Annotated in this window: 20 protein-coding genes; 8 read left to right on the top strand and 12 right to left on the bottom strand. The window is 74.4% G+C overall.

The genetic code is table 11. The annotated features are described in order from the left end of the window. Positions 1–31: 31 nt before the first annotated feature. The 7 genes from AMK11_RS10815 to AMK11_RS10845 form a co-directional block, all read right to left on the bottom strand. A complete protein-coding gene (locus AMK11_RS10815; protein ID WP_073725576.1) occupies positions 32–865 on the bottom strand; it encodes a helix-turn-helix transcriptional regulator in 834 nt (277 codons plus the stop codon). Positions 866–999: 134 nt separating this feature from the next. Next, positions 1,000–1,443 (bottom strand): DUF2511 domain-containing protein, encoded by a 444-nt coding sequence (locus AMK11_RS10820; protein WP_079187342.1) that lies wholly within the window; start codon positions 1,441–1,443, stop codon positions 1,000–1,002. Between the two features lie 11 nt (positions 1,444–1,454). Beyond that, the gene (locus AMK11_RS10825) at positions 1,455–2,357 is read right to left on the bottom strand and encodes an ATP-binding cassette domain-containing protein (protein WP_073725578.1); all 903 of its coding nucleotides are present in this window, start codon (positions 2,355–2,357) and stop codon (positions 1,455–1,457) included. Then, positions 2,354–3,148 carry a hypothetical protein gene (locus AMK11_RS10830; protein WP_073725580.1) on the bottom strand — a complete coding sequence of 265 codons (795 nt, stop codon included), beginning with the start codon at positions 3,146–3,148 and terminating at the stop codon, positions 2,354–2,356. Before AMK11_RS10830 ends, AMK11_RS10825 begins: the two co-directional genes overlap by 4 nt. Next, complete coding sequence (locus AMK11_RS10835; protein WP_073725582.1) at positions 3,148–3,789, bottom strand: hypothetical protein; 642 nt, start codon at positions 3,787–3,789, stop codon at positions 3,148–3,150. The genes AMK11_RS10830 and AMK11_RS10835 overlap by 1 nt, the downstream gene beginning before the upstream one ends. 173 nt (positions 3,790–3,962) lie before the next feature. After that, positions 3,963–4,916 carry a hypothetical protein gene (locus tag AMK11_RS10840; RefSeq protein ID WP_073725584.1) on the bottom strand — a complete coding sequence of 318 codons (954 nt, stop codon included), beginning with the start codon at positions 4,914–4,916 and terminating at the stop codon, positions 3,963–3,965. Beyond that, a complete protein-coding gene (locus AMK11_RS10845) occupies positions 4,913–5,470 on the bottom strand; it encodes an RNA polymerase sigma factor (RefSeq protein ID WP_073725775.1) in 558 nt (185 codons plus the stop codon). Before AMK11_RS10845 ends, AMK11_RS10840 begins: the two co-directional genes overlap by 4 nt. A 423-nt stretch (positions 5,471–5,893) precedes the next feature. Between AMK11_RS10845 and AMK11_RS10850 the strand changes: the two genes are divergently transcribed. From AMK11_RS10850 to AMK11_RS10875, 6 genes are all read left to right on the top strand, one after another. Further along, the gene (locus AMK11_RS10850) at positions 5,894–6,064 is read left to right on the top strand and encodes a gallidermin/nisin family lantibiotic (protein WP_073725586.1); all 171 of its coding nucleotides are present in this window, start codon (positions 5,894–5,896) and stop codon (positions 6,062–6,064) included. Between the two features lie 134 nt (positions 6,065–6,198). Then, positions 6,199–9,528: a lantibiotic dehydratase gene (locus tag AMK11_RS38440; protein ID WP_073725588.1), complete on the top strand. Its 3,330-nt coding sequence runs from the start codon at positions 6,199–6,201 to the stop codon at positions 9,526–9,528. Beyond that, positions 9,525–10,880, top strand: a complete 1,356-nt coding sequence (locus AMK11_RS10860) for a lanthionine synthetase C family protein (RefSeq protein ID WP_073725590.1) — start codon at positions 9,525–9,527, stop codon at positions 10,878–10,880. The genes AMK11_RS38440 and AMK11_RS10860 overlap by 4 nt, the downstream gene beginning before the upstream one ends. Positions 10,881–10,898: 18 nt before the next feature. Beyond that, positions 10,899–11,879, top strand: a complete 981-nt coding sequence (locus AMK11_RS10865; RefSeq protein WP_073725592.1) for an ABC transporter ATP-binding protein — start codon at positions 10,899–10,901, stop codon at positions 11,877–11,879. Beyond that, a complete protein-coding gene (locus AMK11_RS10870; RefSeq protein WP_073725594.1) occupies positions 11,876–12,679 on the top strand; it encodes an ABC transporter permease in 804 nt (267 codons plus the stop codon). The genes AMK11_RS10865 and AMK11_RS10870 overlap by 4 nt, the downstream gene beginning before the upstream one ends. Continuing rightward, complete coding sequence (locus tag AMK11_RS10875) at positions 12,676–14,037, top strand: DUF6895 family protein (protein ID WP_107429660.1); 1,362 nt, start codon at positions 12,676–12,678, stop codon at positions 14,035–14,037. The genes AMK11_RS10870 and AMK11_RS10875 overlap by 4 nt, the downstream gene beginning before the upstream one ends. A gap of 55 nt (positions 14,038–14,092) precedes the next feature. On the opposite strand, the gene AMK11_RS10880 is transcribed toward AMK11_RS10875, so the two are convergent. The 5 genes from AMK11_RS10880 to AMK11_RS39110 all read right to left on the bottom strand — a co-directional run bounded on the left by AMK11_RS10880 (position 14,093) and on the right by AMK11_RS39110 (position 19,883). Continuing rightward, positions 14,093–15,790, bottom strand: coding sequence for a uroporphyrinogen-III synthase (locus AMK11_RS10880; protein WP_073725596.1), 1,698 nt, complete (start codon positions 15,788–15,790; stop codon positions 14,093–14,095). Next, positions 15,787–16,746, bottom strand: a complete 960-nt coding sequence (hemC, locus tag AMK11_RS10885; RefSeq protein ID WP_073725598.1) for a hydroxymethylbilane synthase — start codon at positions 16,744–16,746, stop codon at positions 15,787–15,789. The genes AMK11_RS10880 and hemC overlap by 4 nt, the downstream gene beginning before the upstream one ends. Further along, complete coding sequence (locus AMK11_RS10890) at positions 16,743–18,464, bottom strand: glutamyl-tRNA reductase (RefSeq protein ID WP_073725600.1); 1,722 nt, start codon at positions 18,462–18,464, stop codon at positions 16,743–16,745. Before AMK11_RS10890 ends, hemC begins: the two co-directional genes overlap by 4 nt. Further along, positions 18,461–19,231 (bottom strand): redox-sensing transcriptional repressor Rex, encoded by a 771-nt coding sequence (locus AMK11_RS10895; RefSeq protein WP_073725602.1) that lies wholly within the window; start codon positions 19,229–19,231, stop codon positions 18,461–18,463. The genes AMK11_RS10890 and AMK11_RS10895 overlap by 4 nt, the downstream gene beginning before the upstream one ends. 274 nt (positions 19,232–19,505) lie before the next feature. After that, positions 19,506–19,883, bottom strand: a complete 378-nt coding sequence (locus AMK11_RS39110) for a glutaredoxin family protein (RefSeq protein ID WP_073725604.1) — start codon at positions 19,881–19,883, stop codon at positions 19,506–19,508. A gap of 105 nt (positions 19,884–19,988) precedes the next feature. Here AMK11_RS39110 and AMK11_RS10905 point away from each other — a divergent pair, with 105 nt between their 5' ends. Together AMK11_RS10905 and AMK11_RS10910 are read left to right on the top strand one after the other, a co-directional pair. Then, the gene (locus AMK11_RS10905) at positions 19,989–20,918 is read left to right on the top strand and encodes an HAD family hydrolase (protein ID WP_073725777.1); all 930 of its coding nucleotides are present in this window, start codon (positions 19,989–19,991) and stop codon (positions 20,916–20,918) included. 319 nt (positions 20,919–21,237) lie between these two features. Further along, positions 21,238–22,029 (top strand): ECF subfamily RNA polymerase sigma factor, BldN family, encoded by a 792-nt coding sequence (locus tag AMK11_RS10910; protein ID WP_073725606.1) that lies wholly within the window; start codon positions 21,238–21,240, stop codon positions 22,027–22,029. The last annotated feature ends 238 nt before the right edge of the window (positions 22,030–22,267 follow it).

Here is a 22,267-nt window from a genome sequence, read left to right on the forward strand (position 1 = left end):
GGGTGGCGGTCGGCGGGCGGTCGGCGCGTGCTCAGCCGACGCGGTCGCGGCGCTGCCGGTGCAGCCCGAGCCGGCCGGCGGCCGACATCAGCTCGGCCCGGCTGCCGACGCCCAGCGCGTCGTACAGCTTGCGGATCCGGCGGTACATGGACCGCTCCGAGCAGTAGTAGTGGCGGGCGATCTCGGTCACGGTCATGGCCGTGCAGAGCAGCCGCACCAGCTCCCCGTCGTACTCGGGCGGGGCGGGCGCCGGGGGCGGTTCGGGCGAGCCGCGCAGGGCCGGGTCCGCGCGCCGGTCGTCGGCGCCGTGTTTGATGCCGTGGCCTTCGCCCTGGTGCCGGACGTGGCCGGCCGGTATGGCGCGGAGCCGGGTCGTGGCGGGGTCGGCGGCCGGGCCGGAGCGGGCCGCCGTGGTCACGCGGTGGGCCCGGATGTGTGCGCGCAGCAGGTCGGTCTGGGCGTCACCGGGTATCGCGAGGTTGAGGACGAAGTCGGCGCCGGCCCGGATCCCGTAGTAGGTCCGCAGCCCGGAGATGTCGTGGGTGACGGCGACGAGCAGGGACATCGGGTGCCGGGCCCGGACGGCCCGCAGGCTGTCGGCCTGGGGTTCGCTGATCACCGGCACCAGCACCGGCAGGTCGAGCGGGCGGCCGGGCGCGGTGAGGTCCTCGTCGTCGACGAACTCCACGCGGCGCAGGCCTGAGCGGAGCCGGCCGAGCGGGGCGTACGGCGTGGCGAAGTAGTCGCCGAGGCCGGAGTGGACCAGGGCGTCGGGCCCGGTCGTGGGGTCCGCGGCGTGGCGGCTGTGGAGTATGGGACGGTTCTGCTGGTCACGCTGATCCTGGTCATGATCGTGCGGTTGCACAGCGTTTTCCCCCGAGTTGATCGTTCTTGCCTGGTTGCGGTGTCCTGACTTCTTCCTGGGTGTTCGGCTTCTTCGACTCTTCGGCTTCCGGAGGTCACTGGCGGTCAGCCCAGTGACACGGGGACCTTGTTGGGCTACCCCGAGACCCGGCAGAGACCCATCGTGCGGCTGAGCAGCGGGCCGAGGCTCACCTTGTCGCCCCCGTCGCCGGTCGCGCGCACCGGCCCGATGTCCCGGTAACCCGCTTCCCGGGCACGCTCGTTGAGCGCGTAGGTGGTGCCGTCGGGCACGGTGAACACGGCCTGGTCGCCCTCGCGGCACTCGGCGGTGCCGTGATCGACCGTCAACGGCCAGGTGTAGCCGAGGTTCTTCTCGCTCATCTGCTGCGCGGTGCTGGTGGGGCTGGGCAGCGGCACCGGGTCGGTGGTGTCGGGGTCGGTCCGGCCGCTGCCCCCGCAGGCGGTCAGCACGAGCAGGGACAGACCGGCGAGGCCGGCCAGGACGCCCGGCGCGGTTCGCCGGCGGTGCGGGGCGGGGCGCTCGTCGGCGGCGGGGCGGCCGGGGACGGTGGTGGTCATGTGGCGGTACCTCACTTTCCGGTGGTGCCCGCGCGGTGTTCCGCACGGTGCGCGCCGAGCAGGGCGGCGTACCCGTCCTCCAGGGACGGCTCGACCGGCCGGGAGCCGGCGGGCGGGGTGGGCGTGACGATGCGGTACTCGGGGCCGTCGGCGGTGGCCACCGCGCTGACCACCTCGGCGCCGGGCGGCGGTCCGCCGGCGGCGCCGGCCGGCCCGTACACGTAGGTGCAGCCCGCGGCCTCGCTGACCAGGGCGGCGGTGGCGTCGTGGAAGACCAGGCGGCCCGCGGAGAGGACCGCCACCTCGGGACAGGTCTGGGCGACGTCGTCGAGGATGTGGGTGGACAGCAGGACGGTGCGGCCCCGGCCGAGCCCGGCGAGCAGGGTGCGGAACCGCATCCGCTCGTGCGGGTCGAGGCCGGCGGTGGGCTCGTCGACGATCAGCAGTGACGGGTCGCCCAGCAGGGCCTGGGCGATGCCGACCCGGCGTTTCATGCCGCCGGAGAAGCCGGCCAGCCGGTCCCGAGCCCGTTCCTCCAGGCCGACCTCGGCGATCCGCGCGTCGACCTGCCGGCGGCGTGCGCGCTTGTCGTGGATGCCCTTCAGTACCCCTATGTAGTCGAGGAACTCGCGCACCGTCAGGTCCGGGTAGAGGGAGAGTTCCTGCGGCAGGTAGCCGAGGCCGCGTTTGACGGCGGTGAGTCCCGCGGTGGTCGCCAGGTCGTGCCCGCCGACGACGATCCTGCCGGACGTGGGGCGCAGCACTCCGGTGACCAGGCGCAGCAGCGTGGTCTTGCCCGCGCCGTTGGCGCCGAGCAGTCCGACGGTGCCGCTCTCGATGTGCAGGTCCACGCCGTCCAGTGCGCGGCGGCCGCCGGGGTGGTCCTTCGTCAGTCGCTCCGTGGTGATGTTCATGATGCTCCGTGTCGTCTGATCGTGCCGACGAGCCGGGCGAGCGCGTGGCAGACCAGGGCCGTCGTGAGGACGCAGGTGAGGTTGAGCAGCGCGGTGGCGTCGTCGGCCGCGGGGCGCAGCGCGCCGGTGCCCTCCCGGGCCGCCCACACCTGCGGCGCGTGCGCCCAGGCGACCAGCGGGTAGCCGCCGAGGGGCGACAGGACCGTGCCGGTCGGGGTGGGGACGGGCGAGAACGCCGGCGGGAAGTGGCAGGCCCACAGCCACGCCAGGACCACGACGGCACGGGCGGCGGCCACCGGCAGGAGGACGCCCAGCAGCCCGCCGAACGCCGTGACCAGCATCGTGGCGGGCAGGATCACCGTCAGCAGGGCCACCGCAGCCGAGCCCAGGGGTGCCGGGGACCCGCCGGTCACGGACAGCACGGCCGCGTGGAGCAGCAGCAGCGCGGCGACCGGGGTGAGCGCGGTCAGGAGCGGCCCGGCGAGGCCGCCGGCGGCGCGGGACAGCGGGCCGGTCGGCGTGGCGGCCAGCAGTTCCGGCATGCCGTGCTCCTCACGGGCGCGGCGCAGCCGGTCGGTGAGGGCGAGCCCGATCCCGAGGGTGCAGAAGGTGTTGACGAGGACCGCGGCGGCACCGACCCGTGCCGCCGGGTCGGCGTGCCCGGTGACCACGGGCGAGGTCGCGGCGAGCAGCAGGCTCAGCAGGGCCAGGGGGAGCACCGTGCCCCAGACGACCTTGCGGCGGGCCGCCATCAGCGCCTCGTACCGCACGGTCCACAGCAGCGCGGTCATCACGCCTCCCTGGGGCCGGGGTACGGTCCGCCGCCCCGGCCGAGCCGTACGCCCGGAGGGCCGCCGGGGCCCAGGGCGCGCAGGGCACGGGCGGTCAGCCAGCCGCCGGCCAGCAGCGCGGGCAGCGCCCGGCCGGCTCCCTCGGGAACGACCGGGTCGACGAGGAGCAGCTTGGCCAGGACGCCGGCGGCGACCAGTCCGCCGGCGGGCGCCGTCGCCCCGGACCGCACCGTCGCCCACACCGCGGCCCCGCCCAGCAGTACGCCCAGCCCGGCCAGCTCCAGCAGGGCGGTACCGGGATCCAGCGGTTCCCCGGTGGCCGTCAGCAGCGCCACCAGCGCGAGGGCGGTGACCGCGGCGACGGCGGCGACCCAGGCGAGCCGGCGGGCGACGGTGCGCGGGTAGGGGGTGGGCAGCGACAGGTGGAGTTCCGGCATCGGCTCGCGGGCCACCACCGCCGCGCAGACCAGCGCCGTGGCAGCGGGCAGCGCGCAGGTCAGCAGGGTCCGGCCGAGCAGGGTGCCGTCCTCGGAGCCGGCGGCCACACCCACGTATCCGAGCACGGCGGCCAGCACCGGAAGGGTGACTGGCTGATGTCCGCAGCGGCGCACCTCGTACGCCCACCAAGTGGCGACCGTCATCTGCCCGGCTCCTCCCGTGCTCCCCCGTGGCCTGCCGCGCTCCCGGCCTCCGGGGCGCCGCCCGCGCCGGGTGCGGCGCGGATGTACCGCCGCTCCGGCCGGCCGGGGGATTGCCGGCCGGGAACGGCGGTACACCCAGTACGTAGCGGCCGGGGCGCCGGCGGTTCGCACCGTCATCGTTCGGCCGCTTCCGGCGGCGCGTACGCCCGCATGGCACCGGCGGCCCAGGCGAGCAGCGCCGCCGACAGGGCGACGGTCCAGGGCGTCGTCGACAGCAGCGCGTCCACCGTCGCGCCCACCGGGGTGCTGAACAGGCCCTGCGGGCCGCTCGTGACGCCCAGCAGCCACACCGCGCCGCCCGCCGCGGCACCCGGCGCGGGGCCGTGTCTGACCGCCAGGGCCAGCGCGAGGGACGCGGCCAGCAGGGACTGGCCGAGCCAGCTCGACACCACCGGCCACCAGCCGGGGCCGTCCACGAGCGCCGAGGAGGCCATCGCCATCGCCAGGTCGGCGCTGAGCACCACCGTCAGCCGCGCGAGGAAGACCGCGCCGGGCGACACCGGAAGGGTGAAGAGCAGTTCGTGGCGGGGGTCGCGCCGGGGCAGGGCCGCCGCCAGCGCGCCGAAGGTCACCAGCAGCACCACCACGGCGCCGAACAGCCGGAGGGCGAAGCGGTCCGTCTCCTGCGCGGAGGCGAGCAGGGCGGCTCCGACGAACCCGCCGGCACTCAGCGGAGCCCATGCCTTCGGCATCAGCGCGGCCTGTCGCCCGACCAGTTGCCAGGCGGTCCGCAGCGACCGCTCGGGCCCCTGGGACCGGACGCCGGCGCCCAACCGGCCGACGAGGGCGCGGAGTCCGGCCGCTTCACGGGCAGCGGCCGGAGGTGCCGCGTCGGCCGGCGCGTCGGCGGACAGTGGCGCCAGCACGGGCCCGAGCAGCGCGTCGAAGGGCGGCGGGGCATGCGCCGGCCCGGCCTCCTCCGTGCGCAGGGCGGTGCCGATGTCCCGCCAGGCGGCCAGGCGCACCCGGCAGTCGGGGCAGGCGTCGAGGTGGCGGCCGTCCCGCCGGTCCCGGGACGCGGTCTGCGCCAGGCGGGCGAGGACGTCGTCCGCGAGGTGTTCTGTCATCGTCGTCCCGTTCCTTCCAGCCGCCTGGCGGCGAGCATCCCGGACAGCCGCTTGCGCGCGTGGGACATCCGGCTCTTGACGGTGCCCACCGGGATGGCGAGCACGGTGGCCACCTCCGGGTAGGCCAGTTCCTCGATCAGGACCAGGGCGAGGACCTCGCGCAGATGGCCGGGCAGAGTGCGTACGGCGGCCAGCAGCTCGGCGCGCTCGGCCTCCCGCACGACCTGGTCCTCCACGCTCGGCGCGGGGTCGGGCACGTCCTGCGCCTCGGCGAGGTCGGCGAGCTGCGGCCGCGACTTGCGCAGGTGGTTATGGGCCTGCCGCCGGGCCACGCCCAGGAGCCAGCCCCGTACGGAGGACTCGCCGCGGAACCCGGCCGCCGAGCGCCACACGGCCAGCCACGTCTCCTGGAGGATCTCCTCCGCGACCGACCGGTCCGAGGTGAGTCTGCGGATGAGGCGGAGCATGGCGGCGGCGTGCCTCTCGTAAAGGGCACGCAGGGCGGCCTGGTCGCCACGGGCGACGGCGCTGAGCAGAACCTCGTCCGAACACACGGTAGGTACGTATCCGACGCCGCCCGCCCGGTTCACGTCCAACCGCCGGGCCCTCCCGAATCTGGCCGGAATCCTTCGCCCGGCCCGCCCGACGCTCCGGACCGGGAACGTTCGGGGCGGAACCGGAGAATCCGGAGGGCAGCCCCCGCGGACCGGTCGGACGGGGTGGCAGGAGCACCGGAGCCCCCCGGCCGCCCGCGCCGGCACGGATTGGCCGGTACCCGCCCCCGGAGATCACGGGCACGGCCGGCGGGCGGCCGGGGGCGTGCCACGTGTGCGGGTGGTGGTGTCCCGCCTGCCATCGGACTGCCACCTACTGCCAGCCCGGTCCGAAGCCGTTGAGCCGTCACCGAGGCCCGTGGTTGCGTGTTCGACGGATCGCGACCCGACGAACATCCATTCGGCCTGTACGAAGGAGTCAGTATGGGAATTCACGCCCCCGCCACGGGACAGAACGACGCGAACCTCTTCGACCTCGACCTCGAGATCGGCGTCGAGAAGTCCGTGGCCGGCCCGGCCATCACCAGCGTCTCCTGGTGCACCCCGGGCTGCACCAGCGAGGGCGGCGGCTCCGGCTGCAGCCACTGCTGCTGACGACGGCAACGGTTCACGCACACCCGTGGGGCCGGCGGGCGGCCCGCCGGCCCCACGGGGCCGCCCCACCGGCAGCACACGGCACAGGACACGACACAGGACACCGGCAGGCCCGGACGAGCAGGGGGACAGCCATGGGGGAAGCGCCGCCCAGGACACCTTTCGAGGCGAACGACGTCTTCCTGTACCGGGCGCCGCTGGGCGGATCACCCGCGCTGCCGCTGCCCGCCGCCGGACCGCACGACCTCAGTGCCTGCGCCGAGTTGCTCGCCTCCGTCCCCGCCGACCCGCTGCTCGCCGAGGCGCTCGACCTCGCCTCCCCCAGCCTCAGCGCCCTGGTCCGCCGGGTCGCCGAGCGCGGCGCCACGGGCATCAAGGCGGGGCAGCTGCGCCGCGCGGCGCTCGCCGTGCTGCGCTACGACATCCGCAGGCGCACCCGCCCGACACCCTTCGGCCTGTTCGCCGGTGTGTCGACCGGCCGCTTCGACTCCACCGCCAAGCTGGAGCGCGGCCCCGACCACCGCACCCGCACCCACGTCGACATGCAGTGGCTGACCCGGCTCGGCCACCGCCTCGAAGGCGACCGGGCGGTGCTGTCCGCGCTCACCGTCCAGGCGCACCAGGCGCTGACCGTGCGCGGCGACCGCGTGGTCCTCACCGCCTCCTCCACGCAGGGCGTCCGCCTCACCGAGGGCGGCGAGACCCGCGCCACCGTCTCCGTGCGCCGCACGCCCGTCGTCGCCCACGCCCTCGCGGAGTCGGCCGCGCCGCTGCCGTACCGGGAACTGGTCCGGCGCACCGCGGAGGCGTTCCCCGGCGCGCCCCTGGACCGGATCGAGGCACTGCTCGCCGAGTTGGTGCGCCAGGAACTGCTCCTGACGGGGCTGCGCCCGCCGCTGGACGGCGGCGACCCGCTCACCCACGTGCTCGGGCTGCTGGCGGCGGTCACCGACCCGGCGCCTGAGACCCGCCGCATCCACGAGGCGCTGCGCGAGATCGACGACGCCCGGCGGGCGTACGACGACCGGACGGCGGGCCGGGGCCGAACGGAACTGGACCGGCTGCTGCGGCTCGCCCGGTCGGCGGAGCCCGACGACACGCCGCTGCACATCGACACCCGCCTCGACACCGGGCTGCACCTGCCGTACCCGGTGCGCGAGACCGTCGAGCGGGCCATGGGCGTGATGTGGCGGCTGTCCCGGCCGAAGCTGGGGCTCTTCGCGCTGCGGGACTACCACCGCCGCTTCCTCGACGTGTACGGCGCCGACCGGCTGGTGCCGGTCCTCGACCTGCTGGACGAGTCGACCGGCCTGGGCGCCCCCGCCGGCTACGGCTGGCCGAACAGCGAGGCCCCGCCCCTGCCTCCCGAGGACCCCCGCACCACGCGCCGGGACCGGGCCATGGCCCGGCTGGTCGCCGCCGCGCAGCGGACCGGCGCCCGGGAGGTGCACCTCGGCGACGACGAGGTGGCCGAGCTGTGCCACGACACCGCCGACCCCGCGGATCTCCAGGGCTCCGCCGAGGTGACGGTGCAGGTCGTCGCGCCCTCGGTGGAGGCGCTGGACGACGGCGAGTTCCGGGTCTACCTGTCGCCGTCGCCGGGCTCGCACCGGGCCGGGGCCACCTTCGCCCGGTTCGCCGACCAGCACCCGGACTGGGGGCCCGCGTTCGCGGCACTGCACCGCGACAGCCCCGTGCACGTACAGGACGCGGTCCCCGTCGACCTCGCCTTCCGCACCCGTTCGGGCCGGGCCGCCAACCTCGCCCACACCGTCCCGGCCACGGGCCGCCGCATCGGAGTCGGCGTCCCCGACGTCCCCGGCGGCGGCGTCGAGGAACTGCGCCTGTCCGACATCGGCATCGGTGCCACCCTGGACCGGCTGACCGCCGTCCACCTGCCGACCGGGCGGGAGATCGTGCCCGTGCTCGGCAACATGGTCAGCGCGCCGGCCCAGGCACCCAACGCGGCCCGGCTGCTGTGGGAGATCGGCCTGGAAGGGCAGCGCCTGTGGGAGCCGTGGAACTGGGGCCCGCTCGCCGACGCGCCGTTCGTCCCGCGCGTCCGGTACGGCCGCTTCGTCCTGGCCTGCGCGGTCTGGCGGCTGGACGTCCTGCGCACCCGGGCCGAACGCCTGCGCGCCGAAGGCGAGAAGGGCGGGCCCGCCGCGGGGACACCGGGCGCGGCGGCGGACCCGGCCGCCCGGACCACTGGCACCGTCGAGGACCGGCAGCCCCTTTCCCCCACCGACCGCCCCACCGACCGCCCCGCCGCCCTCCCCCGCACCGACTGGGACCGTGCGGTCGACGACTGGCGGGCGGACTGGGCCGTTCCCCGGCACGTGCTCGCCGTCACCACCGACCAGCGGCTGCTGCTCGACCTCGACGACGCCTGGCACCGCGCCCTCCTGTTCGACCAGGTACTGCGCCACCCCGACCTGATCGCGCAGGAGGTTCCCGGCGAGGACGAGGGCTGGCTGGACGGCACCCTGGCCGGGCACACCAGCGAGCTGGTCGTCCCCATGACCCGCCGGGACGACGGCGTGCCCCGCAGGCGGCCGTACGCCGGGCACCCGCAGCCGGACCGCACGGTGCACGGCCTGGGCGGCGAGTGGCTGTACCTCAAGGTGCACGGATCGGCGCGGACCCAGGACGACCTGCTGCGCGACCACGTACCCGGCCTGGTCACCCTGGCCGCCGAACACGGCGCCGACCGCTGGTTCTTCATCCGCTACACCGACGAGGCCGGCCACCACCTGCGGCTGCGTCTGCACGCCGCCCGCCCCGAGGAGCTGTGGGGGCGGGTCGCCCCGGCCGTCGGCGCGCTGCTGGACCGCTGGCAGCGCGAGGGCCTGGTGCGCGGACACACCGTCGCGCAGTACGACCCGGAGACCGAGCGCTACGGCGGCCCCGCGGCGCAGGCGGCCGCCGAACGGGTCTTCCAGCACGACAGCGAGGCCGCCGTCGAACTGCTGCGGGTGGCCCGGGACCCGGCGAACGACTTCGCGACGGACGACCTGGCCGTCATCTCCTGCGCCGCGCTGGCCCACGCCTTCGGCCCGCCCTCGCCCAGCAACCCGCTGGTCACCGAGGACTGCGGCGACGACGCGGCGGCGGCCTGGCTGTCCATGACCGGCGCCCGCCGCGACCTGCCCGCCGTCTTCCGCACCCGGGCCGCCCACTGGCGCCGCCTCGTCGACCCCCACGACGGCTGGCCCGCCCTCGCCGCCGACCCCGCCGGGTCCCGGGTGCTGGCCGCGCTGCACGCCCGCGACCGGGCGGTGGCCGAACTGTCCGACGCCGTACGGCGGTCCGGGCCGACGCCGGAGGGCCGGGTGGTCGGCAGCCTGCTGCACATGGTCTGCAACCGCCTCTTCGGCGGCGAGGGCGCCCGCGAGCTGACCGTGCTCGGCATCGCCCGGGGCGCCGTACAGGACCACCTCAACCGCCGGAGGCACCAGTCGTGAACGCCGTCACCGCCCCGCGCGCCGCGGAGGCCGTCGCCCTCGTCGCCGAACGGCTCGCCGACCCCGCGCACGTGGCCGCCGTCGCCTCCCGCGACGACAACCGGGACCCGATCTACGACGCCGTCATGTGGGGGCCGCTGACCCTCTCCAACGGCCTGCCCGGCACCGCCCTGCTCTACGGCGAACTGGCCCGCACCGACGAGGGCCGGCGGGCCACCGCGCACCGCCACCTCGCCGCCGCCGGCCGGGCGCTGAACTCCGCCCCCAGCCGGGGCCTGTTCTCGGGCCCCGCCGCACTGCTCGCCGCCGCGCAGACCTGCGCCGGCCCCGAGGGGCACTACGCCTCGCTGCGCCACCGGCTGGCCGCCTGGGTCGCCGACGACCAGACCGAGCGGCTGGCCGTCTTCCGCTCCCGGACCGGACCCGGCGTCGACTGGGGCGCGTACGACCTGATCAACGGCCTGTCGGGGACGACCCGGCTGCTGCTCGACGCGGCGGCCGACCCGGCGGAGGCCGGGCCCGGCGTCGAGACCGCCCTGACCGAGTCCCTCCACCACCTCGTCCGGCTCACCGCGCCGGTCACGGTCGACGGCCACGAGGTGCCCGGCTGGTGGGTGCCGGCCGAGCTCCAGCTCAGCGAGCGCGACCGGGCCGACTACCCGCGCGGCGACTTCAACCTCGGCATGGCCCACGGCATCACCGGCACCCTGGCGGTGCTCTGCTCTGCGTACACGGCGGGCCGCGAGGTGGAGGGCATGCGGGACGCCGTGCACCGCGTCGCCGACTGGCTGCTGGGCTGGACGCTGCACGACGAGGCGGGACCGTACTGGCCCGCCCGCGCCGGCTTCGCCGACGAGGTGGCCGCCGACCGGCCGCCGCACCTGTTCACCCGCACCGCCTGGTGCTACGGCACCCCCGGAGTGGCCGCCGCCCTGTTCCGGGCCGGGACCGTCCTGGACCGCCCCGAGTGGCGCACGGCCGCCGTCGAGGCGCTGCGGGCGGCGCTGCGGCGGGACGAGTCGCGGTGGGCCGTCGAGGGCGCCACCGTCTGCCACGGCTACGCCGGCCTGCTGCGCGTCGTGGCCCGCGTCGCCCACGCCGTCCCCGACGAAACCGACCTCGCGGACGGCGTCGCACGACTGACCGGCCGGGTCCTGGAACTGGCCGACGAACAGGCGCCGTTCGGCTTCCGCCACCTCATGCGCTTCCCGGCCGCCGCCCGCTCGCCGCACCCGCACCGGGCCGTGGACACCGCGGGCATGCTGGAGGGCGCGGCGGGGGTGGCGCTGGCGCTCCTGCCGGTCGACGACGCGGCGCCGCTGCCGTGGGACCGCACGCTCGGACTGGCCTGAACCGTGGAGGGAACCCCCGTGCCGTCACCCGAACCACCAGCCGCACCCGTCATCCCCCTGCCCGGGGCCGTACCGCCGGCCTTCGAGCTGACCGACCTCGTGGTGCGCTACGGCAAGGTCCGGGCCGTCGACGGGGTGTCCGTCAGCTCCCCGCCGGGCCGGGTCACCGCGCTCCTCGGCCCCAACGGGGCCGGCAAGTCCTCCCTGCTCGGCGTGTTGTCCACGGCGTCGCGGCCGGACTCGGGCGACGTCCGCATCTTCGGGCACGACGTGCGCGAGGCCCCGATGGCCGCGCGCCGCCGCCTCGGGCTGGTCTTCCAGGAGCGGACCCTCGACAAGGAACTGTCCGTGGAGCGCAACCTGTGGTTCCACGCACGGCTGTTCGGCATGAAACGGGCCGACGCCCGCTCCCGCATCGACCTGCTGCTGGACCTCTTCGAACTGACCGACCGCCGCCGCCAGCCGGTCGAGGAACTGTCCGGCGGCCTCTCCCGCCGGGTCGAGATCGCCCGCGCCCTGCTGCACCGCCCCGGCCTGATCATCCTCGACGAGCCCACCAACGGCCTCGACCCCACCGCGCGGGCGGTGGTCTGGCGGGACCTGCTGCGGCTGCGGGACGAACTGGGCGTCACCGTCCTGTACTCGACGCACTACATGGACGAGGCCGAGTACGCCGACGAGATCGTCATCCTCCAGCAGGGCCGCGTCGTCCGCCAGGGCAGCCTGGCCCGGCTCAAGAGCAGCCTGGACTCCTCCCGCATCGTGGTCTCCTGCGCCGACGACGAGGCCGCCGCCCGGCAGCTGCGTGCCGCGGGCTTCGAGCCGCTGTCCGAGCCGGGCGGCGTCGCCGTCCACTGCGCCGACCCGGAGTCCCGGATCGCGGACGTGGTGCGGGCCCTCGACGTCAAGGGCCTCACCGTCGCCGTGCACCACCCGTCCATGAACGACGTCTACCTGGCGGCGGCCGGCCCCCGCGCCGAGAGGGTGAGCGCACCGTGACCACGACCACCGTCGGCGCCCCGGCGCCGCTCGCCGCGGCCGACGGACGGCTGCGGGTCGCCCTGCGCGCCGTCGGCGTCATCGCCCACCGCGACCTGCTGCGCCAGTTCAAGCGCCCCGGCGTGCTGTTCAGCCAGGGCGTGCAGATCCTCTTCTTCGTCCTGGTCTACGCGGTCGGCTTCGACGGCATGATCGACTCCGTCGGCGACGTCCCGTTCAGCGCCTACGTGTTCCCCGGCATCATCGCCATCCAGGTCGTCTCGATCGGCGTCGCGTCCGGGCAGACGTACGCCTGGGACCGCGAGTACGGCGTGCTGCGCGAGCTGCTCGTCGCCCCGGTGCCGCGGATCTGCCTGCCGCTGGGCAAGGTCGTCGCCGGCGCGGGCATGGTGACCGCGCAGAGCGCGGTGATGCTCGCCTTCTCGCCGACGGTGGGGGTGCAGCTGACGCCGGGCCGGTTCGCCGCCGCGATGGGCTGCTACGCGCTGGCCGCCGTGGTGTTCAGCGTCATCGGCCTGTGCCTGGCCACCGTCATCAAACGGGTGCAGACCCTCCAGGCGACCGTCCAGCTGGCCATGTTCCCCATGCTGTTCCTGTCCGGCTCGGTGTTCAGCGCACAGGACGCGCCGGGCTGGCTGTCCGCGATCATGCACATCAACCCCATGACGTACGCCGTCGACCTGGCCCGCCAGACACTGCTGGGCACCCCCGGCCTGCTGCCGTGGTGGGCGGACCTGGGCGCGCTGTGCGGCATCCTGGCGGCGGTCCTGGCCGTCCTGCGCCTGCGGAGCGGCCGGTGAGCACCACGCCGGCGACCTCGGCCCCGCCGTCACCCCCGCCCCCGCCCCCGCCCCCGTCCGACGGCCCGTCGTGGCCGCCGCTCCCGGCACACGCCGCGACGGACGACGCGGACGCACCGCCGCCGGGCCGTGACCCGGCGCCGGACGCCGACGCGGCACCGGAGCGGGTACTGGCGGGCGCGCTGCGCTGGATCGACGCCAACCTGGAGTGGTTCCGCCCCCGGCGCTGGGAGGAGTACCTGCCCCCACGCCCCTTCCGCCCCGGCCCCCTGCTCGAACTCCTCGGCCTGCTCCGCGTCCTGGACCGCGAAGGCGTCCTCCCCCGGAACGCCGCGCTGCCGGGCCGCGCCCTCGACCTCGCCGCCGAGACCGCCGCGGACCCCGGATTCGAACGGTCGCTGCGCCGCGGGGACGCCTACTTCCCGTACCACCTGAACCTCGTCACGCTGCTGGAGCACCTGGGCCGCCCGCAGCCCGCGCTGCGGGCCCGCTGCGAGGCCCTGCTGGCCGCCGACGCGGGCGGCCACAGCCGCCCGTACAAGCCGGTGCTCAACCGCCTGGAGCTGCGCTACTTCCTGGACCGCGGCGGCGTCACCGCCCCGCCCTCCCTGCCCACGGTCGAGGCGCTGCTCCGGCAGAGCGTCGCCGCGCTCGACCCGGACGTCCTGCAACTGACCGAGAGCGAGACGTACGCCCTCACGCACGCCGTGTTCTACGCGACCGACTTCGGCCGCCACCGCCTCGACCTCGGCACCCGGCCCCGGACCCGGCTGCGCGAGACGGTGCGCGTCCTGCTGGGCGTACACCTCGCCAGGGGCAGCCTGGACCTGCTCGCCGAGCTGCTGCTGTGCACGCGGGCCCTGGCCGAGGGTCCGGAGACCTCACCGGCCGAACGGGCGGGCTGGCACCTGCTGGCCCGCGCGGTACGCCCCGACGGCGCCGTGCCCAGCCCGGTGCACCGCCCGGAAGCCCTGGCCGCCCTGACCGGCGACAAGGCCGCCGCCTACCTCTTCGGCACCTGCTACCACACGACCACGGCCGCCGCGCTCGCCGCCGCCACGCTCCGCCACCGCCCGCCGGACACCCTCCGCCCCGCTACCGGCACTCCCCCGCCACCGCGCGCGGACCCGGCGGCGATCCGCGCCTGGGCGCGCCGGGTGACGGCACAGGCCGGCACCGCGCCGACGACCCTGCGCACGGCCTGGCGCGACCAGCTCGCCCCGCTGCTGACCCTCGCCGTCCAGGCCCGCGACCCACACGTCCTGTCCGAGCTCCTGACGGCCGCCGAGTCCCTGGGCACCACCGCCCACTCCCCGGCCCGCGAGGCGGCGGCGCTGCTGGCCACCTGGGCCGACTGAACCAAAAAAGGGCGGGGCGCCCGCCAAGGAGCGCCCCGCCTCACCTCACGTCACCTCACGTGGAGGACCGCCGCCTCCGCGCCCCCGGCCGACGCTCGCTCGGCCGGGTCACCGGGTCGCCGGCCTCCACGGCCGCCGCGCGGCGGCGCGCGCCGAAGTCGGCCAGGGCCTCCGCCAGCTTGGTGACGGACGGCTCCGGGGACATGACGTCGACCCGCAGCCCGTGCTCCTCGGCCGTCTTGGCGGTCGCCGGACCGATGCAGGCGATCACCGTCACGTTGTGCGGCTTGCCCGCGATGCCCACCAGGTTGCGGACCGTGGACGACGAGGTGAAGAGCACCGCGTCGAAGCCGCCGCCCTTGATGGCCTCCCGGGTGGTGGCCGGGGGCGGCGAGGCGCGCACCGTGCGGTAGGCGGTGACGTCGTCGACCTCCCAGCCCAGCTCGATCAGACCGGCGACCAGGGTCTCCGTGGCGATGTCGGCGCGGGGCAGGAAGACGCGGTCGATCGGGTCGAAGACCGGGTCGTAGGGCGGCCAGTCCTCCAGGAGGCCCGCCGCCGACTGCTCGCCGCTCGGGACCAGGTCCGGCTTCACGCCGAAGGCGATGAGCGCCTTCGCGGTCTGCTCGCCGACCGCCGCGACCTTGATGCCCGCGAAGGCACGGGCGTCCAGGCCGTACTCCTCGAACTTCTCCCGGACCGCCTTCACCGCGTTGACCGACGTGAACGCGATCCACTCGTAGCGGCCCGTCACCAGGCCCTTGACCGCCCGCTCCATCTGCTGCGGGGTGCGCGGCGGTTCGACGGCGATGGTCGGGACCTCGCTGGGGACGGCCCCGTAGGACCGCAGCTGGTCGGAGAGCGACGCCGCCTGCTCCTTCGTACGCGGCACGAGCACCTTCCAGCCGAACAGCGGCTTGGACTCGAACCACGACAGCTGGTCGCGCCGGGCGGACGCGGAACGCTCGCCGACCACGGCTATCACCGGGCGGCCACCGTCCGGCGACGGCAGCACCTTGGCCTGCTTCAGGGTCTGGGCGACCGTGCCGAGCGTGGCGGACCAGGTCCGCTGGCGGGTCGTCGTACCGGCGATCGTCACCGTCAGCGGGGTGTCCGGCTTGCGGCCCGCCGACACCAGCTCACCGGCGGCCGCGGCCACCGAGTCGAGCGTCGTCGAGACCACGACCGTCCCGTCGGAGGCGCCCACCTCCGTCCAGCACCGCGCCGACGCCGTACGGGCGTCCACGAACCGCACGTCGGCACCCTCGGCGTCGCGCAGCGGCACACCGGCGTACGCGGGCACGCCGACGGCGTTCGCGATGCCGGGGACGACCTCGAAGGGCACCCCGGCCGCGGCGCACGCCAGCATCTCCTCGGCGGCGTACGCGTCCAGCCCGGGGTCCCCGGTCACCGCACGCACGACCCGCCTGCCGCCCCGCGCGGCCTCCATGACAAGATGTGCGGCATCCCGCACAGCGGGGACACCAGAGGTCGTTGACGTGCCGTCAACTACCTTCAACTGGGGCGCGCCTGTGCCCGGATCCGACGGATCGGCGTCCGTGTGCACTTCCGACACGCCCTGCCTCGCATGCGTGCGTACGACGTCGAGCACCTCGTGCTCGGCGACGAGGACGTCCGCGTGCGCCAGCGCCTCCACGGCGCGCAGAGTCAGCAGTCCCGGATCTCCGGGTCCGGCACCGAGGAAGGTGACGTGCCCTTGTTCCGGACCGGCGGGAAAGGTGGTGGGGCTCAATGTGCTCGCTCCCCCATCAGACCGGCCGCGCCCTGGGCGAGCATCTCGGTGGCGAGTTCGCGACCGAGTGCCATAGCCGCCTCGTGCGTTTCAGGCACGGGACCGGTGGTGGACAGCTGCACCAGCGTCGAGCCGTCGGTCGTGCCGACGACGCCGCGCAGGCGCATTTCCTTGACAGTCTGCCCGTCGGCCAGAAGGTCGGCCAGCGCCCCCACGGGTGCGCTGCAGCCGGCCTCCAGGGCGGCGAGCAGTGACCGCTCGGCCGTTACGGCGGCCCGCGTGAACGGGTCGTCGAGCTCGGCGAGCGCGGCGATCAGGTCCGCGTTGTCCGCGGGGCACTCGATCGCCAGGGCCCCCTGGCCGGGGGCGGGCAGAACCGTGTCGACCGACAGGAAGTCGGTCACCTCGTCGATGCGGCCCACCCGGTTCATCCCGGCGGCGGCCAGCACGACCGCGTCGAGCTCACCGCTGCGGACGTATCCGATGCGGGTGTCGACGTTGCCCCGGATCGGGACCGTCTCGATCTCCATGCCGTGGGTGCGGGCGTACGCGTTCAGCTGCGCCATGCGGCGCGGCGCGCCCGTCCCTATGCGGGCGCCGCGCGGCAGGTCGGTCAGCTTGCGCGCGTCCCGGGCGACGACCACGTCCCGCGGGTCCTCGCGCTCCGGGATCGCGGCCACCACCAGGCCCTCGTGCTGCGCCGTGGGGAGGTCCTTCAGCGAGTGAACCGCGAAGTCCACCTCGCCCCGCAGCAGCGCCTCGCGCAGCGCGGCGACGAACACGCCCGTGCCGCCGATCTGCGCCAGGTGCTCGCGCGACACGTCCCCGTACGTGGTGATCTCGACCAGCTCAACGGGCCGACCGGTCACCTGGCTCACGGCGTCCGCCACCTGCCCGGACTGGGCCATGGCGAGCTTGCTCCGCCTGGTCCCCAGCCTCAGTGCCTTCTCAGTCATGCCGGCCCTCGGTTCTTCTCAGTGGTGCTGTCTTCGGCGCGGGAGACGGAGGCCACCGTCTCCTGGTCGAGGTCGAACAGGGTGCGCAGCGCGTCCGCGTACCCGGCGCCGCCGGGCTCGGCGGCGAGCTGCTTGACCCGCACCGTCGGCGCGTGCAGCAGCTTGTCGACCACACGCTTGACGGTCTGGGTGATCTCGGCGCGGTGCTTGTCGTCGAGCCCCGGCAGCCGCCCCTCCAGGCGGGCGATCTCGCCGGACACGACGTCGGCGGCCATGCTGCGCAGCGCGACGACGGTCGGCGTGATGTGCGCGGCCCGCTGGGCGGCGCCGAACGCGGCGACCTCGTCGGCGACGATCCGGCGCACCATGTCGACGTCGGCCGCCATGGGCGCGTCCGCGGAGGCGTCGGCGAGCGACTCGATGTCCACCAGCCGCACCCCGGCCAGCCGGTGCACGGCGGCGTCGATGTCGCGCGGCATCGCGAGGTCGAGGAGGAAGAGCACGGGCTGCGGGCGCGGCACCTCGGCGACCGGCTCGGGGCGGCGGCGCTCGGGGATGCGGCCGACGCGCGTCGCCGTCGCGGCGAGCGCCGTGATCAGCTCGGCGTCCGCCTCGGCGCCCGGCCGCCCGGTCTCGCGCGGCCGGTCCACCGTCGTACCGCTCGCGGCCCAGGCCCCGTGCTGCTCCAGCGTCGCCGCGTCCATGCCGGCCACGGCGGCCTCGCCCATGACGGAGAAGCCGGACGGGACGGCGGACAGGTCCAGCGGGCAGTTCTCGTCGCCGCCGGCGGCCTGCAGAGGCGTTTCGGCTGCCTCGCGCACGGCCGCTTCGTGTACGGCGCTGTCCACGGCCGGCGCTTCCGCGGCGGGCGCGCCGGTGCGGCCCTCCACCGTCGCCGACACGGCGTCCGCCGTGAGGACCAGCCCGGTCGCGCCGGTGCAGGAGACGGCCACGTCGGCACGTGTCAGCTCGGCCGGCACCGCGTCCATCGGTACCGCGCGGGCCAGCACGTCCGTGTCGTCGCCCTCGGCAAGGATCTGTGCGAGCCGCTCGGCCCGCTCGAAGGTGCGGTTGGCGACCACGATCTCGGCGACCCCGGCCCGCGCCAGCGTCGCGGCGGCCAGCGAGGACATCGAACCGGCACCGATCACCAGGGCCTTCTTGCCCTCGGCCCACGTCTGGACGTCGGCTCCCGCGGCCAGCTGCTCCAGGCCGAAGGTGACCAGGGACTGCCCGGCGCGGTCGATGCCGGTCTCCGAGTGGGCCCGCTTGCCGACCCGGAGCGCCTGCTGGAACAGGTCGTTCAGGAGCCGTCCGGCGGTGTGCAGGTCCTGGGCGCGGGCCAGGGAGTCCTTTATCTGGCCGAGGATCTGGCCCTCGCCCACCACCATCGAGTCGAGCCCGCAGGCCACCGAGAAGAGGTGGTGGACGGCCCGGTCCTCGTAGTGCACGTAGAGATAAGGAGTGAGCTCCTCCAGGCCGACCCCGCTGTGCTGGGCGAGCAGCGTGGACAGCTCGGCGACACCGGCGTGGAACTTGTCCACGTCGGCGTAGAGCTCGATGCGGTTGCAGGTGGCCAGCACCGCGGCCTCGGCGGCCGGTTCGGCGGCGACCGTGTCCTGGAGCAGCTTGAGCTGCGCGTCCGCGTTCAGGGACGCCCGCTCCAGCACGCTGACCGGCGCGCTGCGGTGGCTGAGTCCGACGACGAGGAGGCTCATGCCGGCATCACGGCGGGCACGTCCCCGTCGGGTCCCTGGTCGGTGGAGGGCTGCTGCTTGCGGGCGGCGACGGGCGGTACGGCGCCGGTGTCGGCCACGGCCTCCTCGCCCGCCTTGCGCTGCTCGTGGAAGGCGAGGATCTGCAGCTCGATGGAGAGGTCGACCTTGCGCACGTCGACGCCCTCGGGGACGTTCAGCACGGTCGGCGCGAAGTTCAGGATGGAGGTGACGCCGGCGGCCACGAGCCGGTCGCAGACCTGCTGGGCGGCGCCCGCGGGGGTCGCGATCACGCCGATGGAGACACCGTCGTCCTGGATGATCTTCTCCAGCTCGTCGGTGTGCTGCACCGGGATGCCCGCGACGGGCTTTCCGGCCATTCCCGGATCGGCGTCGATGAGCGCGGCGACCCGGAAACCGCGGGAGGCGAACCCGCCGTAGTTGGCGAGCGCGGCGCCGAGGTTACCGATACCGACGATCACAACCGGCCAGTCCTGGGTGAGCCCCAGTTCGCGCGAGATCTGGTAGACGAGATACTCGACGTCGTAGCCGACGCCCCTGGTCCCGTAGGAGCCGAGGTAGGAGAAGTCCTTGCGCAGTTTCGCGGAGTTGACTCCCGCCGCCGCCGCCAGTTCCTCGGAGGAGACCGTGGGCACCGAGCGCTCGGAGAGCGCGGTCAGCGCGCGGAGGTACAGCGGAAGCCTGGCGACGGTGGCCTCGGGAATCCCTCGGCTGCGGGTCGCCGGTCGGTGTGCTCGGCCAGTTGCCACGGTGCTCCTGCGGGTAGAGCGGGGCTGTAGGCGGTCATACGTCCCTACATGACCGCCCCGTCGAATGCAGGCTATGTCTTTGTGAACGCGTGCACAAAGATGGTGTCCGATTTGCCCGGCCAACGTGACCGGGCTCACGCGCGCCCGGCGCACGAACCGGGAACCGGCGCGTACACGCACGCGTTCCTCTTCCATCGAGGGCAAAGCCGCACACGCTCCTCACGATCAACGCCCCCAAGACCAAGTCACCATCGATCCTAAGCGACCATCCGGACTACTTGTACTGGTCGGTCAGTGCCTTGCGCAGGCGTTCCTCGTTCACACGCCAGAAGGTGTGCTGCCTGCCGTCGACCAGGACGACCGGGATCTGTTCCCAGTACTCGTCGTGGAGTTGGCGGTCCTCGGTGATGTCCTTCCCCTCCCAGGGGACACCGAGGTCGGCACAGACCTTCTCGACGACCAGCTGTGCGTCATCACACAGATGACAGCCGGGTTTGCGGATGAGGGTGACGAGATGGTTCTCGGAGTGCTCGGGGGACTGAGCGGACTGCGGGGCCCCGTGCGCCTGCGGGGTCCCGTGCGGCTGCGGGTCCCGCGGGGCCTGCGGGCCGGTCGCGGGCTTTCGGCGGAAGAGGGGACTCATGCCGGCCATTCTCCCGCGCGCGGCCGCCCTCGTAACGATGCGGTCGTCCAGAGTTCACAGCCTCCGAACCTCTCGACTCCGAAGCCCCCGAACAAACTGGCTATGCTCACGGACATGGCCGCTCTTCGATGGCTCACCCCCCGTAGGCGCTCCGCCACGGCGCGGAGCGTGTTGGCAGGCGAGGCCTCGGCGGAGGCAGCACGCAAATCCGCGCAGTCCGCGGAGGCGACCGCCCTCGACACCGGCGCGGAGCCCGAGTTCCCGGTCCACGGCGACGAGCGGGCGGCCGCCTTCTTCGACCTCGACAACACCGTGATGCAGGGCGCGGCGATCTTCCACTTCGGCCGGGGTCTGTACAAGCGGAAGTTCTTCGAGACCCGCGACCTCGCCCGGTTCGCCTGGCAGCAGGCGTGGTTCCGGCTCGCCGGGTTCGAGGACCCGGAGCACATGCAGGACGCCCGCGACTCCGCGCTCTCGATCGTCAAGGGCCACCGCGTCTCCGAGCTGAGGTCGATCGGCGAGGAGATCTACGACGAGTACATGGCCGAACGGATCTGGCCGGGCACCCGCGCCCTCGCCCAGGCCCACCTGGACGCCGGGCAGAAGGTCTGGCTGGTCACCGCGGCCCCGGTGGAGATCGCCCAGGTGATCGCCCGCCGCCTCGGGCTGACCGGCGCGCTGGGCACGGTGGCCGAGTCGATCGGCGGCGTCTACACGGGCAAGCTCGTCGGCGAACCCCTGCACGGCCCCGCGAAGGCGGAGGCGGTACGGGCGCTGGCGACGGCGGAGGGCCTGGACCTGCCCCGCTGCGCCGCCTACAGCGACTCCCACAACGACATCCCAATGCTGTCGCTGGTCGGCCACCCGTACGCGATCAATCCGGACTCCAAGCTGCGCAAGCACGCCCGGGAGCTGGAGTGGCGGCTGCGGGACTACCGCACCGGCCGCAAGGCGGCCAAGGTCGGCATCCCGGCGGCCGCGGGCGTCGGCGCCGTGGCCGGCGGCACCGCGGCGGCCATCGCGCTGCACCGCCGCCGCCGCTGACCGCACCCCGTCGTTGGGCCAATCGATGTGACGTACCCCCGAGGCAGCCTCTCCAGTCCCCTTTCCTCACATCGACCACAACACGCTCTGTAGTCACACGGAATCCGAACCGATCCGGTCATCAACCGATCACTCTGTCGCAGCTGATCGAGCGTCAATCGGGCACGGAAGCGACGTAATCGATGATTTGAGCAACTGGGCGTAGCAGTGCCTGCACGAAGCGTTATTCTCCTCAGACGCATTCCGGCACCCCACCTTCGCTACGACGGGTGAATGGTTCCGTACTGCACGTGATGGAAGCTCTGCCTCTGGGAGTCCCGTGTACCCACACGTCGGGGTTGACGCCTCGGGCCTGGCTACGCTGCGCGCAACGGTCAAAACAGCCCAAGACCTGTTGCGCGGCTTCGTCCCCACCGCGTACGCCGTCCCCGCCCTCGCCACGGCCACCGTCCCCGCCGGCCCTTGCTACGCACTGGCCGACTCGGGCGCCGCCGTCGGCAGACGGGCGCGGTCGTCCTCGTCCGGGGCCGCCGCCACCCACCGGCGCCCCGCCGCCGACAGCGACAGCGCCCGCATGATGGACCTGGTCGAACGGGCCCAGGCCGGCGAGGCCGAGGCCTTCGGCCGGCTCTACGACCAGTACAGCGACACCGTGTACCGCTACATCTACTACCGGGTGGGCGGCAAGGCGACCGCCGAGGACCTCACCAGCGAGACCTTCCTGCGGGCTCTGCGGCGCATCGGCACCTTCACCTGGCAGGGCCGCGACTTCGGCGCCTGGCTGGTGACCATCGCCCGCAACCTCGTCGCCGACCACTTCAAGTCCAGCCGCTTCCGGCTGGAGGTCACCACCGGCGAGATGCTCGACGCCAACGAGGTCGAGCGGTCCCCCGAGGACTCCGTCCTCGAGTCCCTCTCCAACGCCGCCCTGCTGGACGCCGTACGACGGCTCAACCCGCAGCAGCAGGAGTGCGTGACCCTGCGCTTCCTCCAGGGCCTCTCGGTCGCCGAAACCGCCCGGGTCATGGGCAAGAACGAGGGTGCCATCAAGACGCTCCAGTACCGGGCCGTACGCACCCTCGCCCGGCTCCTCCCGGACGACGCGCGCTGAGAGCTCTCCCGGCGCTCACCCTTCGCGTTCCCCAAGTCACCCCTGGTGAAAGTCCGTTGAGACAGCGGTCCGATCATCCACCGTCCGTAACCCAAGTGCCGCGCCACTCGTTGTGCGGGATGCAGGCTCCCTGTGGTCACCCCCTGGCCGACTCCGATCACACGATCGGGTGGTTCCGGTCGGGGTGTGCAACCCTCAGGACCCCCTGGGGAGTCGACCGTCATGACGAGAGGAGGTG

The organism is Streptomyces sp. CB02414 (genome assembly GCF_001905385.1).
Classification (GTDB): Bacteria; Actinomycetota; Actinomycetes; order Streptomycetales; family Streptomycetaceae; genus Streptomyces.